General features: G+C 72.5%; 12 protein-coding genes and 2 tRNA genes. 7 read left to right on the top strand and 7 right to left on the bottom strand.

Going from position 1 to position 14,070, the window contains the following annotated elements; all coding sequences use genetic code 11:
* Window positions 1-7 precede the first annotated feature (7 nt).
* Window positions 8-772, top strand: a complete 765-nt coding sequence (locus ASD16_RS10430; RefSeq protein ID WP_082570764.1) for a LysR substrate-binding domain-containing protein — start codon at window positions 8-10, stop codon at window positions 770-772.
* A gap of 240 nt (window positions 773-1,012) precedes the next feature.
* A complete protein-coding gene (locus ASD16_RS10425) occupies window positions 1,013-2,542 on the top strand; it encodes an APC family permease (protein ID WP_055916524.1) in 1,530 nt (509 codons plus the stop codon).
* Here the strand turns inward: ASD16_RS10425 and ASD16_RS10420 are convergent, their stop codons facing one another.
* Both ASD16_RS10420 and ASD16_RS10415 read right to left on the bottom strand, forming a co-directional pair.
* Window positions 2,543-2,932 carry a DUF5997 family protein gene (locus tag ASD16_RS10420; RefSeq protein WP_055918249.1) on the bottom strand — a complete coding sequence of 130 codons (390 nt, stop codon included), beginning with the start codon at window positions 2,930-2,932 and terminating at the stop codon, window positions 2,543-2,545.
* Between the two features lie 115 nt (window positions 2,933-3,047).
* On the bottom strand, window positions 3,048-5,516 hold the full coding sequence (locus ASD16_RS10415) for a glycogen/starch/alpha-glucan phosphorylase (protein ID WP_055916522.1): 2,469 nt from the start codon (window positions 5,514-5,516) through the stop codon (window positions 3,048-3,050).
* Window positions 5,517-5,680: 164 nt separating this feature from the next.
* Between ASD16_RS10415 and ASD16_RS10410 the strand changes: the two genes are divergently transcribed.
* Window positions 5,681-6,073, top strand: coding sequence for a phage holin family protein (locus ASD16_RS10410; RefSeq protein WP_055916519.1), 393 nt, complete (start codon window positions 5,681-5,683; stop codon window positions 6,071-6,073).
* Window positions 6,074-6,136: 63 nt separating this feature from the next.
* On the opposite strand, the gene ASD16_RS10405 is transcribed toward ASD16_RS10410, so the two are convergent.
* Window positions 6,137-6,209 (bottom strand) — tRNA-Arg (locus tag ASD16_RS10405).
* Window positions 6,210-6,308: 99 nt separating this feature from the next.
* Here ASD16_RS10405 and ASD16_RS10400 point away from each other — a divergent pair.
* A complete protein-coding gene (locus ASD16_RS10400) occupies window positions 6,309-7,541 on the top strand; it encodes a low temperature requirement protein A (protein WP_055916517.1) in 1,233 nt (410 codons plus the stop codon).
* A gap of 21 nt (window positions 7,542-7,562) precedes the next feature.
* On the opposite strand, the gene ASD16_RS10395 is transcribed toward ASD16_RS10400, so the two are convergent.
* From ASD16_RS10395 to ASD16_RS10385, 3 genes are all read right to left on the bottom strand, one after another.
* Window positions 7,563-7,651: transfer RNA gene (locus ASD16_RS10395), tRNA-Ser, on the bottom strand.
* 60 nt (window positions 7,652-7,711) lie between these two features.
* Complete coding sequence (locus tag ASD16_RS10390) at window positions 7,712-8,305, bottom strand: YdeI family protein (protein WP_055916515.1); 594 nt, start codon at window positions 8,303-8,305, stop codon at window positions 7,712-7,714.
* A 15-nt stretch (window positions 8,306-8,320) separates the two neighbouring features.
* Window positions 8,321-9,343, bottom strand: coding sequence for a hypothetical protein (locus ASD16_RS10385; RefSeq protein WP_055916513.1), 1,023 nt, complete (start codon window positions 9,341-9,343; stop codon window positions 8,321-8,323).
* Window positions 9,344-9,503: 160 nt separating this feature from the next.
* On the opposite strand from ASD16_RS10385, the gene ASD16_RS21730 reads away from it, so the two are divergent.
* From ASD16_RS21730 to ASD16_RS10370, 3 genes are read left to right on the top strand one after another with little or no spacing between them, the layout of a single operon-like run.
* On the top strand, window positions 9,504-10,499 hold the full coding sequence (locus ASD16_RS21730) for an acyl-CoA dehydrogenase family protein (RefSeq protein WP_055918246.1): 996 nt from the start codon (window positions 9,504-9,506) through the stop codon (window positions 10,497-10,499).
* On the top strand, window positions 10,493-11,854 hold the full coding sequence (locus ASD16_RS21725; protein WP_055916510.1) for a PIG-L family deacetylase: 1,362 nt from the start codon (window positions 10,493-10,495) through the stop codon (window positions 11,852-11,854). The genes ASD16_RS21730 and ASD16_RS21725 overlap by 7 nt, the downstream gene beginning before the upstream one ends.
* A complete protein-coding gene (locus tag ASD16_RS10370) occupies window positions 11,851-12,573 on the top strand; it encodes a glycosyltransferase family 2 protein (RefSeq protein ID WP_055916508.1) in 723 nt (240 codons plus the stop codon). The genes ASD16_RS21725 and ASD16_RS10370 overlap by 4 nt, the downstream gene beginning before the upstream one ends.
* Here ASD16_RS10370 and ASD16_RS10365 read toward each other — a convergent pair.
* Window positions 12,525-14,030, bottom strand: a complete 1,506-nt coding sequence (locus ASD16_RS10365; protein ID WP_235523236.1) for an RNB domain-containing ribonuclease — start codon at window positions 14,028-14,030, stop codon at window positions 12,525-12,527. The two genes, ASD16_RS10370 and ASD16_RS10365, sit on opposite strands and share 49 nt — an antisense overlap.
* Between the last annotated feature and the right edge of the window lie 40 nt (window positions 14,031-14,070).

Here is a 14,070-nt window from a genome sequence, read left to right as displayed (position 1 = left end):
GCACCCCGTGACCGCACCCGCCGTGTTCCGCCTCGCGCTCGTCCCGGGCGTCAACCCCGACCGGTGGCTCCGGGTCTGGCAGCAGCGGCTGCCGGACGTGCCGGTCGAGCTCGTGCACACGTCCCCCGACCAGGCCGTGGAGGTCCTGCGCTCCGGTGGCGCGGACGTCGCGCTCGTGCGGCTGCCGGCCCTCGGCGACGACCTGTCGACGATCTCCCTGTACACCGAGGCCACGGTCGTCGTCGTGCCCAAGGACCACGTGGTCAGCGTCGTGGACGAGATCGACGCCGCCGACCTCGACGACGAGACGCTCGTCGTGCCGCTCGACGACCAGCTGCACTGGGCCGACCCACCCGGCACCCCGTTCGCCGGCGACCCCGTCTCGACCACGGCCGACGCGATCGACCTGGTCGCCGCCGGCGTCGCCGTGATCGTCCTGCCGCAGTCGCTCGGCCGGCTGCACCAGCGCCGCGGCCTGACCGCCCGCATCGTGCGCGACGCCCCCGGGTCCGCCGTGGGCCTCGCCTGGGTCACCGACCGCTACGACGACCTGACCGAGGAGTTCATCGGCATCGTCCGCGGCCGCACCGCCACGAGCTCCCGCGGCCGAGGTGCCCCACCGCCCCCCGAACCGACCGGCCGCGGTCGCAAGCCGGGCGCGGGGTCGGCCAAGGGCACCTCGGGCAAGGGTGCGGCAGGGAAGAGCAAGGGTGGGACGGGGCGGTCGACGTCGAAGATGCCCAACCCGCGCAAGCCCCGCCCGGGCCGCTGACGCACGCCACCACCCTCACCGTTCTCCCGCGACCAAGCCCTAGTGCCCTCACGCGGTCCCGTCGCGCCACCCATGGCTTGGTCGTCGCCGGACGCATCGACGAACCCGACATGGGTGTCGTCATCGGGGCGTTCGCGGCAGCCATGTCGGGTTCGGCTGGGCCGTCGCCGCCCGTGCGGGAGTCGGCGGGAGTACTGTCCGGTTTCGGAGGCACCGCGACGACGCGAGCCGGGAGGTCCGATGAGCAGTGCCGTGACCGACGAGTCCCCTGCTGCCGCCAAAGGGCTGAGCTCCGGCAGCCTGGGCCTCTGGGGCAACACCGTCATCGGTCTCGCGTCGACGGCCCCGGCGTACTCGCTGGCCGCCACGCTCGGCTACGTGGTGCTGGCGGTCGGGGAGAAGTCGCCGGCCATGTTCCTCATCGCGTTCGTCCCGATGCTGCTGACCGCCATCGCGTACCGCGAGCTCAACTCGGTCATGCCCGACTGCGGGACCACGTTCACGTGGGGCGCCAAGGCGCTGGGGCCCTGGGTCGGCTGGCTGGGCGGCTGGGGCGTCGCCGTCTCGGGGATCATCGTGCTGGCCAACGTCGCGGAGGTCGCGGCCGTCTACTTCCTGCGCGCGTTCGGCCTGGACCAGGTCGCCGAGAACCGCATCGCCGTCCTGCTCCTCGGGGTCGGGTTCATCGTCGCGATGACGTGGGTGAGCTACCGCGGGATCATCGTCAGCGAGCGGCTGCAGAACGTCCTCGTCATCTTCCAGTTCATCGTGCTCGGTGGGCTGAGCATCCTGGCGCTCTGGAAGGTCTACGCCGGGACCGCCGGACCGCAGGCCGTGCTGCCGGAGTGGTCCTGGTTCAACCCCGCGGGACTGACCTCGTCGGCCATCGCCGCCGCCGTGATCCTGTGCCTGTTCATCTACTGGGGCTGGGACGCGTGCCTGGCCGTCAACGAGGAGACCAAGGACCTCGCGCGCACCCCCGGGCGCGCCGCGGTGCTGGCCACCGTCATCCTCCTGGTCACCTACTGCCTGGTCGCCGTCGCCGTGCAGGCGTACGCGGGGTTCGGCACCACGGGGATCGGCCTGAACAACGAGGCCAACATCGACGACGTCGTCACCGTCCTGGGCGGGCCCATGCTCGGTCCGGTGATGGCGTTCGTCCTGCTGCTGGTCATCGCGGTGTCCGCCACGGCGTCGACCCAGACCACCATCCTGCCGACGGCCCGCGGCACCCTCGCCATGGCCATCTACAAGGCGGTGCCCGGGCAGTTCGCTCGCGTGCACCCGGTGTTCAAGACGCCCTCGTTCTCGACGATCGTCATGGGCGTCACCGCGGGCGTCTTCTACATCGTCCTCAAGCTGCTCAGCGAGGACGCCCTCTTCGACTCGATCGCGTCGCTGGGCCTGGCCGTCGCGTTCTACTACGCCGTGACCGCGCTGGCCTGCGTCGTGTACTTCTGGCGGTCCATCTTCACCAGCGCACGCAACTTCTTCCTGCGCGGTCTGTTTCCCGTGCTCGGCTTCCTCGGGATGCTGTGGGCGTTCGGCATCTCCGCGCGGGACATGCTCGACCCCGACTACGGCTACACCAGCTTCGGCGGCATCGGCGGGGTGTTCGTCATCGGCGTCGGGATGCTCGCGCTCGGGGTGCCGCTGATGGTCGCGTGCGCCGCCAAGGTGTCGCTGCGCCCGTACTTCCGCGGGGAGTCGCTCAACCGCGAGACCCCCGTGCTCGTGCCCGACTTCGAACCGCCCCACGGGGGGCTGTGATCAGCCCTTGCCGGACGCCGCCTTGCGGTCGGCCTCGGCCTTGCGGTCCGCCTCGCGCGACTCCTGCAGACGCTCCTCCAGCCGGACCTGCGCGGCGATCTCACGCTCGCGGACCAGCCAGTTCGGCGGCTCGGCCTGCAGCGCCTCGATCTCCTCGGTGGTCAGCGGGTCCGTGATCCCGCCGCGGGCGAGGCCGCTGATGGAGATGCGCAGCCGGCCGGCGATGACGCTGCGCGGGTGCGGCCCCTCGCGGCGCAGGTCCACCAGCCACTGCGGGGGGTTGCGCTGCAGCTCGGTGAGCTCGTCGCGCGTGATCATCCGGTTCTGGAAGTCCTCCGGGGTCGCCGGCAGGTACACGTCGAGCTTGGCGGCGGCCGTGGACGCCTTCATCTCCTGGGACTTCTTCGCGGGTGTCACGCGTCAAGGGTAGGCCCCGCCGACACGCCGCAACGTCCGAGGACGTGGCTGCTGGAGCGCTCACTTCCTCGGACGCTGCAGGGTGGACCTACTCGGGCAGCACGGGGTGCGTGCCCCAGATGCGGTCGATGTAGTCGCGCATGCTGCGGTCGGAGGAGAAGAACCCGGAACGGGCCACGTTGAGCACCGCCGAGCGGGTCCAGCCCTCGGTGTCCGCATACGCCTCGTCGACCCGCTCCTGGGCGTCGATGTACGCCTGGTAGTCGGCCAGCACCAGGAACCGGTCCTCCGACAGCAGGTTGGACACGATGGGTTCGAACGTCGCCCGGTCGCCGCCGGAGAACGCCCCCGACGCGATCAGGTCGAGCGCGTGCCGCAGCGAGCGGTTCTCCTCGTAGTAGGACGTCGGGTGGTACCCGCGGTCCACGATCTCGGCGACCTCGGGCTCCAGCAGACCGAAGAGGAAGAAGTTGTCGTCGCCGACGAGCTCGCGGATCTCGACGTTCGCGCCGTCGTCGGTGCCGATGGTCAGGGCACCGTTGAGCGCGAACTTCATGTTGCCGGTGCCGGACGCCTCCTTGCCGGCCAGCGAGATCTGCTCGGACAGGTCCGCCGCGGGGATGAGCTTCTCCGCGAGCGTCACGTTGTAGTTGGCGGGGAACGCCACCGTGAGCCGGCCCTGCAGCGCGGGGTCGGTGTTGATGGTCCGGCCGACCGCGTTGATCAGCCCGATCGTCTGCTTGGCCATCCGGTAGCCGGGAGCGGCCTTCGCCCCGAACGCGAACGTCCGCGGGGTGACGTCCTCGATCTTCACGGCGCCCGACGTCACCTGGTCGTACAGCGTGACGACGTGCAGGAGCTTGAGGGTCTGCCGCTTGTACTCGTGCAGGCGCTTGACCATGACGTCGAGCATCGTGTCGGGATCGACGGTGATGCCGTCGCGTGCGGCCAGGACGTCGACCAGCCGGAGCTTGTTCGCGCGCTTGACCTGGCGGAACGCCTCCCGGAAGCCGGCGTCGTCGGCCAGCGGCTCCAGCTCCTTGAGCTTGTCCAGGTCAGTGACCCACCCGTCGCCGATCGCGGAGGTGATCAGCTCCGAGAGCCCCGGGTTGGCCAGCCGCACGAACCGACGCGGGGTGACGCCGTTGGTGACGTTGGTGAACTTGTCCGGGAAGTGGTCGGAGAAGTCGTGCAGGACCTTGTCCTTGAGCAGCTGCGAGTGCAGGGCGGCCACACCGTTGACCTTCGACCCGGCGACCGTCGCCAGGTACGCCATCCGGACCGCCCGCTCGGGGTACTCGGCGATGATCGACATGCGGCGCACGCGCAGCTCGTCGTCCGGGTAGGCCTCGCGCAGCTCGGCCATGAAGTCCTCGTTGATCCGGTAGATGATCTCGAGGTGTCGCGGCAGCAGCTTGCCCAGGAGCTCCACGGACCAGACCTCGAGCGCCTCGGGCAGCAGCGTGTGGCACGTGTACGCGAAGCACTTCTGGGTGATCGCCCAGGCCTCGTCCCACTCCCAGCCGCGCTCGTCGACGAGGATCCGCATGAGCTCGGGGATCGCGATGACGGGGTGGGTGTCGTTGAGCTGGAAGATGATGCGCTCGGGCAGGGTGCGCAGGTCGAAGTCCGAGGGCAGCACCTGGTCGAGGAAGTCCCGCAGCGAGCACGCGACGAAGAAGTACTGCTGCTGGAGGCGCAGCTCCTTGCCCTGCGGGGTCGAGTCCTCCGGGTACAGGACCTTGGAGATGTTCTCCGCGAACGTCTGCGCCCGGACGGCCTGCGCGTAGTCGCCGGCGTTGAAGATCTCCAGGTCGAACGCACGCGTCGCACGCGCGCTCCACAGCCGCAGGGTGTTCACGCGGCCGTTCTCGAAGCCGGGGACCATGTAGTTGTAGGGGACGCCGAGGACGCTCCAGCCCGGCACCCAGCGGGACCGGGTGACGCCGTCGTCGTCGTACTGCTCGGTGTGGCCGCCGAAGTCCACGGTCACGGCCGACTCCGGGTGCGGGAACTCCCACGGCGACCCGAGCGCCAGCCAGTTGTCGGGCTTCTCCACCTGCCAGCCGTCGACGAACGTCTGGCGGAAGATCCCGTACTCGTAGCGGATGCCGTAGCCGATGCAGGGCACGTTCATCGTCGCGAGCGAGTCGATGAAGCATGCTGCGAGCCGTCCGAGGCCGCCGTTGCCGAGGCCGGGCTCGACCTCCGCCTCACGCAGCTCCGCCAGGTCGATGCCGAGGGACGCCAGCCCCTCCTCGACGACCTCGTCCAGGTCCGCGGCGAGCAGCGCGTTGTCCAGCTGCCGGCCCAGGAGGAACTCCGCCGACAGGTACGCGACCGACTTCGCCTGGATCTGGTACTGGCGGCGCAGCGTGGCCAGCCACCGGACCATCAGGTAGTGGCGCACGGTCCGTGCCATGGCGAGGTACTTGTCGTTCACCGAGGCGCGCGTCAGGTCGGTGCCCTGACCGAAGTTGAGCTCCCGGAGGAACTCTCTGACGAAGCCGTCCACGGTGTGCTCAGGGGTGGCGATGGGGGTCGTGTTGTCCGTCACCCTCGCCACGGTAGCGGGCGCGCCGGACCTGGGGCCCATCGTGCGATCACTCGTAACAAACGGACTGGTCACACCCTGGCGGCGCGTGCGGCCAGTCCCTACTGTGAGCCTCAAGGGCCGGGAGCAGTCCTGCGACCGCCACCGACGAAGGAGCGCGTGCGCGCATGGTCGTCTTCCTCATCCGGGCGTTCATCTTCTTGGCGTCGGCGGCCCTGGGCCTCTGGATCGCGTCGCTGATCGTCGACGGGTTCACCGTGACGGCCTCCGGGTTCCTCGTCGCCGTCGTCGTGTTCGCCGTCCTGCAGAGCATCCTGACGCCGTGGTTCCTGGTGATGTCCCGCAAGTACGCGAACGCGCTCACGGGCGGTGTCGGCCTGGTCTCCACGGTGGCCGCGCTGTGGGTGGCGACCCTCGTCGGCGACGGCCTGACCATCAGCGGCACCAGCGCGTGGGTGTTCGGCTCGCTCACCGTCTGGATCGTGACGATGCTCGGCGCGCTGATCCTCCCGCTGATCTTCCTGCGCAACCGCGTCGAGAAGCGCCGCGCCGAGGTCTGACGCTCAGCGTCGCATCGTCCCGGAAACGAGCAACGGCACCCCGTGGGGTGCCGTTGTTCCGTGTGCGCCCGAAGGGACTCGAACCCCCAACCTTCTGATCCGTAGTCAGATGCTCTATCCATTGAGCTACGGGCGCATGACCCCGCAGGGCCGGAGACGACGATACAGGCCAGGAGCCCGGTCGCCCAAACCGTAGGCACGTGAGCCGTCACACGCTCGTGGCAGGATCGCGGCCATGTCGACGACCACGAACCGCATCGGCACGGGCGGCGGGCACTGGGGCATGCGGGCGGACGTCCTGCGGCACGGCGACGGGCACGACAGCAGCCGGGTCGGCTACGTGGAGCTGTTCTTCGACCTGGTGTTCGTGTTCGCGGTCACGCAGCTGTCGCACAGCCTCATCGCGCACCCCGACCTGACCACGCTGGTGCACACCCTGATCCTGGGCTGGGCGGTGTGGTGGCTGTGGATCGACACCACCTGGGTGACCAACTGGCTGGACCCGGACAAGGTGCCGGTCCGCACGATGCTGCTGGTCCTCATGGGGCTCGGGCTGCTGATGTCGAGCGCGATCCCGGAGGCGTTCGAGGACAAGGCGCTGCTGTTCGCGGTCCCGTTCGTGCTGATCCAGGTGGGCCGGACCCTGTTCACGGTGTGGGCGATGGGCCGGCACTGGCCCGAGAACGCCCAGAACTTCGTGCGGATCACCGTGTGGCTGAGCGTGTCCGGGGCGTTCTGGATCGCCGGGGCCCTCACGCACGAGGAGCGGACGCGGCTGGTGCTCTGGGTCGTCGCGGCGCTGCTCGACGTCGCCGGGCCCCGTGCCCTGTTCTGGGTGCCGGGTCTCGGGCCGACCAACCCGCACACGTGGTCGGTCCGCGGGTCGCACATGGCCGAGCGGGTGTCCCTGTTCCTCATCATCAGCCTGGGCGAGTCGATCATCGTGACCGGCACGGCGTTCGCGGAGCTGGAGCTCGACGCCACGACCCTGCTGGCGTTCCTCGCCGCGTTCGCCAGCACCGTGCTCATGTGGCTGCTGTTCTTCGACCGGTCGGAGCAGTCCGCCACCGCGTACTTCTCGTCGCAGACCAACCCGGGGATGGTCGCGCAGACCGCCTACACGTACGTCCCGTTCCTGCTGATCGTGGGCATCGTGCTCACGGCGGTCGCCGACGAGCTCGTCCTCGAGCACCCGCTCGGGCACACCGGGACGTGGACCGCAGGGCTCATCTGCGGTGCGGCGGCCGTCTACCTGCTGGGCAACGCGTTCTTCCGACGGGCGACCGGCGGCCGGTGGTCGGTGGCGCACCTCGTGGGCGTCGTCGTGGTGCTCGCCGTGTTCCTGCTGCGGGACGCGCTGACGCCGCTGGCCCTGAACTGGGTGTCGAACGGGGTGCTGCTCGCGGTGATCGTCGGCGACGTGGTCCTGGGCCGGCGGGGCCGGACACAGCAACAGCCCGAACCCTGAGGGTTCGAGCTGTTGTGAGAGCGGAGACGGTGGGATTTGAACCCACGGAAGGCTTACGCCTTCACGACCTTAGCAGGGTCGCGCACTAGACCGGGCTATGCGACGTCTCCAGGACCAGCACAGGGTACCCGTGCGGGTGGCCCACCACCAAAGCGTCCCCTGACCTGCACCTACGCCTTGGGTACCCACTGGTTGGCCCGGACGTTCTGCGCCGCGAGCCGTGCCGACTCCTCCAGCCGCGCGGCACGCGTCGCGTCGCGCTTGGCGTGCACGATCCAGTCGAGGATGGCGCGACGGGCCGACGGCGGGAAGGCGTCGAAGTTCTCCCGCGCGCCGGGGTGCCGCTCGAACGCCGCCGCGAGGTCGTCCGGGATGACGAGGTTCTCGACGTCGTCGAGCAGGGTCCACGAGCCGTCCGCCTTGGCCGCGTCGATCATCGCGCGGCCGGCCGGCGTCATCCGGCCCTCGGCCTCCAGCCGCACGACCCGCTCCTTGTTGGTCCCCGCCCAACCGCTGCCGGCCTTGCGGCGGGTGAACCAGAGCATCGACCGCTCGTCGTCCAGCTTCCGGCCCGACGAGTCGATCCAGCCGACGCACAGCGCCTCCTCGACGGACCGCACGTAGCCCACCGAGGGTCGGCCGGTCGTCGACTTCCACGACACCAGCCACGCGCCGGACTCGGTCGCGTGGTTCGCCAGGAGCCAGTCGCGCCACTCCTCGGCCGTCTCCGCGTGCACCCGCGGGGCGTCGTCCCTGCCTGCCATCCGTCCTCCTCGTCGTCAGTCGCCGGCCGGGTGGGCACGTTCGCGGGCGGCAGCGGCGGCGTCCCGCGCACGTTCCGCGCGGTGCAGCTCGCGCTCCGCCGTCGTGAGCTCGCGCTCGTCGGCCCGGAGGGTCTGCTGCGCGGTGCCGACCTCCTTGTCGGCGACCGCTGCGGCCTTCCCGGCGGCGGCGAGCCTGCGGCGGGCCTCCGCGAGCGCGCGCACCAGGTCGTCCTCCTCGTCGTGCGCGCGAGCGGCAGCCTCCTCGGTCCGCGCAACCTCCGCGGCGCTCTCGTCGCGGGCCGCGACCGCCGCGTCGTGCCGGCGCTTCGCCTCGGACGCCGCGCGGTCCGCCTGCTCCCACGCGGCCTGCGCCTCGTCGCGTGCCCGCTGCTCGCGCTCCTCGCGGCGGCGACGACGGTCGCGCTCCGCCGCGGACTCACCGGTCGGCTCGGCCCGCTCCGACTCGCCCACCAGCCGCAGCTTCCCGCGGGCGGGCGTCGGCTTGGGCGGCTTCGGCGGTCGCGGCGCCGGGGGGGCCGGCGTCTCGCCGTCCGACGAGTCCGCGCTGCCGAACCCCGCGTACTCGCGCGCGGCGGTCAGCCTGCCGGAGACCACCTCGCGAGCGACCGCCGGGTCGGCCAGGGCGGCGGTGAGGGTGGCGTCGAGCTCCTGCACGACGGCGTCGCCGATCTTCTGCCCGGTCGGCTGCGCGAGCTTGCGGGCCCGGGCGACCAGCGAGCGGACCAGCTGCCGGCGCTGCTTGGACAGCTCGCGCAGGGCGGGGCCGTCGAGGGACTTCTCCGCGTCGCGAAGCCCTTCGCCGAGGGCGACGATCTGCCCGGCGAGGTCGGCGTCGTCGCGCACCAGGAGGTTGACCAGCCAGGCGGAGACAGTCGGCTTGCGCAGCTCGCCGATGGCCTCCGCGAGCTCCCGGTCCTTGTCCGCGCGGGCGGCCTTCACCGCGGCGGACCGTCGGGAGACGAACTCGGCGGGCGGCCCGGAGTAGAGGTCGTCGACGACCTCGTCGAGCTCGCTCATCGGATCGGTCCGGCGCTCGGGTGCACGCTCCGACCTTGCCACGCGGGCCTGCGTCTGCGCACGGGTGTCGTCCCAGGTCGCGCGTCCGGCGCGAGCCGGTGATGATCTGGGACGACGGATCGAGCAGCGGTCCGAGGCGCTGCCCCCGGAGATGACGACGATGGTCGACGACGCCGTGCGCCTGCTGCCGTTCCGCACGGGCGGGCCGATCCTCGACGTTCCCCGGACGGTCGACGACGCCCTGCGCGCCACCTGGCCGGACCGCCTGCGCCCCGGCGAGGGCGCGACCCGCGAGCTGTGGGAGCTGCTCGCCACACTCGGCGCCACCGACCTCGGCGTCGCCCGCGCGGTGGAGCCGCACCTGGACGCCCGTGCGATCCTCGCGCAGGCCGGCACGCCCGACCGCGACGACCGCACGTGGGGCGTCTACGCGGCGGAGGGCCCCGGCGTGCGGCTCGACGCGATCGACGACGGCGACGGCTGGCGGCTCCACGGGACCAAGCCCTGGTGCTCGCTGGCCGGGGTGCTGGACGCCGCCCTGGTCACGGCCCACCTGGCCGGCGGCGGACGAGCGCTGTTCGCGGTCGACCTGCACGACCCCGGGGTCCGGCCGCTCGACCAGGTGTGGGAGTCGCGCGGGCTCGCCGAGATCCCCAGCACGGCCGTCGCGTTCGACGACGTCGCCGCGACGCCCGTCGGCACTCCCGGCTGGTACCTGGAGCGACCCGGGTTCTGGTGGGGCGGGATCGGGGTCGCCGCCTGCTGGTTCGGTGGCGCGGTCGGCATCGGCCGACGGGTGCACGCCGAGGCGGCCCAGCGCGACGACCCGTTGCTCGCGATGCACCTCGGGGCGGTCGACCGCCGGCTGGAGGACGCCCGTCGCGCGCTCGCGGAGGCCGCGTCGCTCGTCGACGCGCACGGGCTCGACGCCGCGCAGGGCCGGCTCCTGGCGAAGCGGGTCCGCGCGACGGTCGCGAGCGCCTGCGAGGACGTCCTGTCGCGTGCCGCGCACGCCCTGGGCCCGGCTCCGCTGGCGCTCGAGGCCGAGCACGCCAAGCGCGTGGCCGACCTGCAGGTCTACGTCCGCCAGCAGCACGCCGAGCGCGACGACGCGTCGCTGGGGCAGACGATCGCGGCGGGGGCACGGCCGTGGTGACCTTCGACGGTCGCGCACCGGGCACCCCCGCCGCTGCCTGGTCCGCCGACCCACGGTTCCGGGACCTGCCCGCGCTCGCGCTGCGCCGGACAGGCCGCACGGTGGTGGTCGCCGCGCACCCCGACGACGAGACCCTGGGCGTCGGCGGCATCCTCGCGGAGCTCGCGGACGCCGGGTGCCCGGCCGAGGTCGTGATCGTCTCCGACGGCAGCGCCTCCCATCCCGGCTCCCCGACGCTCGACGCCGAGGCCCTGGCGGCTCGCCGGTGGGCGGAGGTCGTGGAGGCGGTGCACGTCCTGTCGCCGGCCTCCCCCGTCACGCTGCTCGGGTACCCGGACGGCGGCCTGCGCGAGGTCCGCGAGGCGATCGATGCCGACCTGCGGGCGCTGCTGGCCGACGGCGCACCGGTCGACCAGCTCGTCGCGACGTGGCGGGGCGACGGTCACCGGGACCACCGGATCGTGGGCGAGGTCTGCGCGGCGCTGGCCGACGAGCTCGGCTGCACGTTCCTGGAGTACCCGATCTGGATGTGGCACTGGGCCACCCCGGACGACCCCCGGGTGCCGTGGGACCAGCTCCGCGTGGTGGAGCTGGCGGACCGGTCGGTGGTCCGCAAGCACCGGGCGGTCGCGGCGCACGCGACGCAGGTCGCGCCGTTGTCGTCGGACCCGACGGATGCGCCGACGCTGCACCCCGCGTTCCTGCGGACGTTCGACCGGGACGTCGAGATCGTCGTCTCCCACGAGCCTGCCCGCCCGACGCTCGCGGGCGAGTTCTTCGACGCCACGTACGACCGGCACGACGACCCCTGGGGGTACACCGACCGGTGGTACGAGCAGCGCAAGCGCGCACTGACGCTCGCAGCGCTCCCGGACGACCGCTACCGGGACGTCCTGGAGGTCGGGTGCGGGATCGGGGTGCTGACCGCCGAGCTGGCGCAGCGCGCGGACCACCTGCTGGCCGTCGACGTGTCCGCGGCCGCGGTCGAGCGCGCTCGCAAGCGCGTGGTCGACCTGCCGCAGGTGCACGTGCAGGTCGCGGACGTGGCCGACGCCGTGCCCGCGGGCTCGTTCGACCTCGTCGTCCTCTCGGAGGTCGGCTACTACGTCGACCGCCCGACGCTCGACCGGGTGCTCGCCGACCTGCGCGCTCGCCTCGCACCCGGGGGCACCCTGGTGGCCTGCCACTGGCGCCACCCGGTCGAGGCGTACCCGCTGACCGGGGACGAGGTGCACCGCGTGCTGCGCCGGACCACCGACCTCACGCTGCTGGCGGAGCACCGCGAGAAGGACCTGCTGCTCGACGTGTACGGCGACGACCCGCGATCGGTGGCGCAGCGGACAGGTCTGGCATGAGACCCCGCATCACTCATGTCGTCGTCGTCGTCCCGGCTCGTGACGAGGAGGCCCTGGTCGGCCGGTGCCTGAGCGCGCTGCAGGCATCCCGACAGGCCGCGCGGGCGGTGCTGCCCGACCTGACGGTCGACCTGGTGCTCGTGCTCGACCGGTGCACCGACGGCACCCGCTCCGTGGCGCTCGGTCACCTCGACGTCCGGCTCGTGGACCTGGACGAGGGCCGCGTCGGCGCCGCTCGTGCCGCGGGCGTGCGCGACGCTCTCGACCGCGCGACGACCAGCCCACGCGAGACGTGGCTGGCCAGCACCGACGCCGACTCAGCCGTACCCGAGGGCTGGATCCTGGAGCACGTGCGGCTCGCCGACGCGGGCGCCGACGTCGTCGTCGGCACGGTGCGACCCGACCCCGTCGACCTCACCCCGACCCAGCTGGCCGGGTGGCGCGCGACCCGCGTCCCGGGCCGGCCCAACGGGCACGTGCACGGCGCGAACCTCGGCGTCCGCGCCGACGCCTACCTGCGCGCGGGCGGCTTCCCCGACCGGCCCGCGCACGAGGACGTCGACCTGGTGGCCGCGCTCGTCGCGTCCGGGGCGCGCATCGTCGCGACGGACACCTGCGACGTGATCACCTCGGGGCGCCTGGTCGGACGCGCACCCGCGGGGTACGCGGACTATCTGCGATCGAGGTTCGGGGCCGAGGACGAGGCCGAGTCGGCCTGAGCAAGCTCGAACAGCACCTTGCGCTGCGCCACCGACGCCTCGGTCAGCCGCACCCGGACGTCCTCGCCCAACGGCAGGGCGGCACCCTCGATCCGTCCGCGGACGGCCGGGTCGCGCAGCTGCACGATCCCGGTGTCGCGGTCGGGGCGGACGTCCACGATCGCACCGTCGAACTCCTCGCCCTCCCGCCCGGTCAGGAGCGCCGCCTCGACCAGGTCCAGGCAGCCGCGCTCGAACTCGGCGGCGTGCTTGTCCCCCGACGCCATCAGTCCGGGCAGCTCCGGCAGCGCGTCGCGGACCCAGTCGGGCACCGGGCGGTCGGCGCACAGGGCGAGGCACGTCTCACCGACGAACCGGTCCACCAGCCGGCGCAGCGGCGCGGTCGTGTGGGCGTAGGGCGCGGCGATGGCAGCGTGCATCGTGAACGACGGGACCTCGCCGTCGAACGCCACGTAGGCGGCGCCGCGCAGCAGCGAGGTCGCGTCGGTGAGCAGGGCCGCGTGCGCCGGGTTCGCCGCATCGAGATCGCGGATGACGTCGCCCGGCGTCGCGCCCTCCGGCCACGGCACGCCCAGCGCGTGCGCGGAGAGGCGGAGCCGCGCCACGTCCCGCGGGTCAGCGTCGGGCAGCGTCCGCAGGATGCCGATGCGGCCGTCCAGCATGATCCGCGCCGCGCACATGCCCGTCAGCAGCGAGATCTGCGCGTTCCACTCCTCGACGGGCAGGGTCGCGCGGCTGCCCAGGGTCCACACCCCGTCGGTACCCTGCTCGACCACCTGCTCCGGGGTCGGCAGCGTGATGCCGCCGCGTGCCCGTTCGGCCGCCTCCCGCAGGATGCCGACCTCCCGCAGCAGCTGGAGCGTCTCGTCCGCGGTGCCGTCGTCGAGAGCCGCCTGCGCCCCGACGTACGTCAGCTGCGCACGGCTCTGTACAGAGGCGCGGCGCACGTCGACCGTGACCGGGGCACCCTCCGCGTCCAGGTCGATCGTCCACAGCAGCGCCGGCGTCACCTGGTCGGGCAGCAGGCTCGCGACGCCCTCCGACAGCAGCGGCGGGTGCAGCGGCGTGCGGCCGTCCGGGGCGTACAGCGTCTCGACGCGGTCGCGCGCCTCGTCGTCGAGAGCACCCCCGGGCGACACCCACGCAGCGACGTCGGCGATCGAGTACCGCACCCGGAACCCACCGTCGCGACGCTCGATGTGGACCGCCTGGTCCAGGTCCTTCGAACCCTCGGGGTCGATCGTGACGAACGGGACGTCCGTCGCGTCGGACCGCTCGCCGTCGGGTGCACCGGCCGCGGCAGCCTCCGCCTCGGCGATCACGTCCGCCGGGAAGTCGGCCGGGACGCCGAGCTCGACGCGCAGGTCGTCGAGACCGCGCCGCACGAGCACGTCGACAGCCTCCCCCTGCGCCTCCTGCGGCGGGCGGGCGTGCAGCTGGACATGGCGTCGGGGCACGCCGTGAGCCTAGGCGGGCACCGGACCGAGCGCCCGCCGG

The organism is Cellulomonas sp. Root485, from assembly GCF_001426705.1.
GTDB lineage: Bacteria > Actinomycetota > Actinomycetes > Actinomycetales > Cellulomonadaceae > Cellulomonas.
This window is presented reverse-complemented; position numbering and strand designations above follow the sequence as displayed.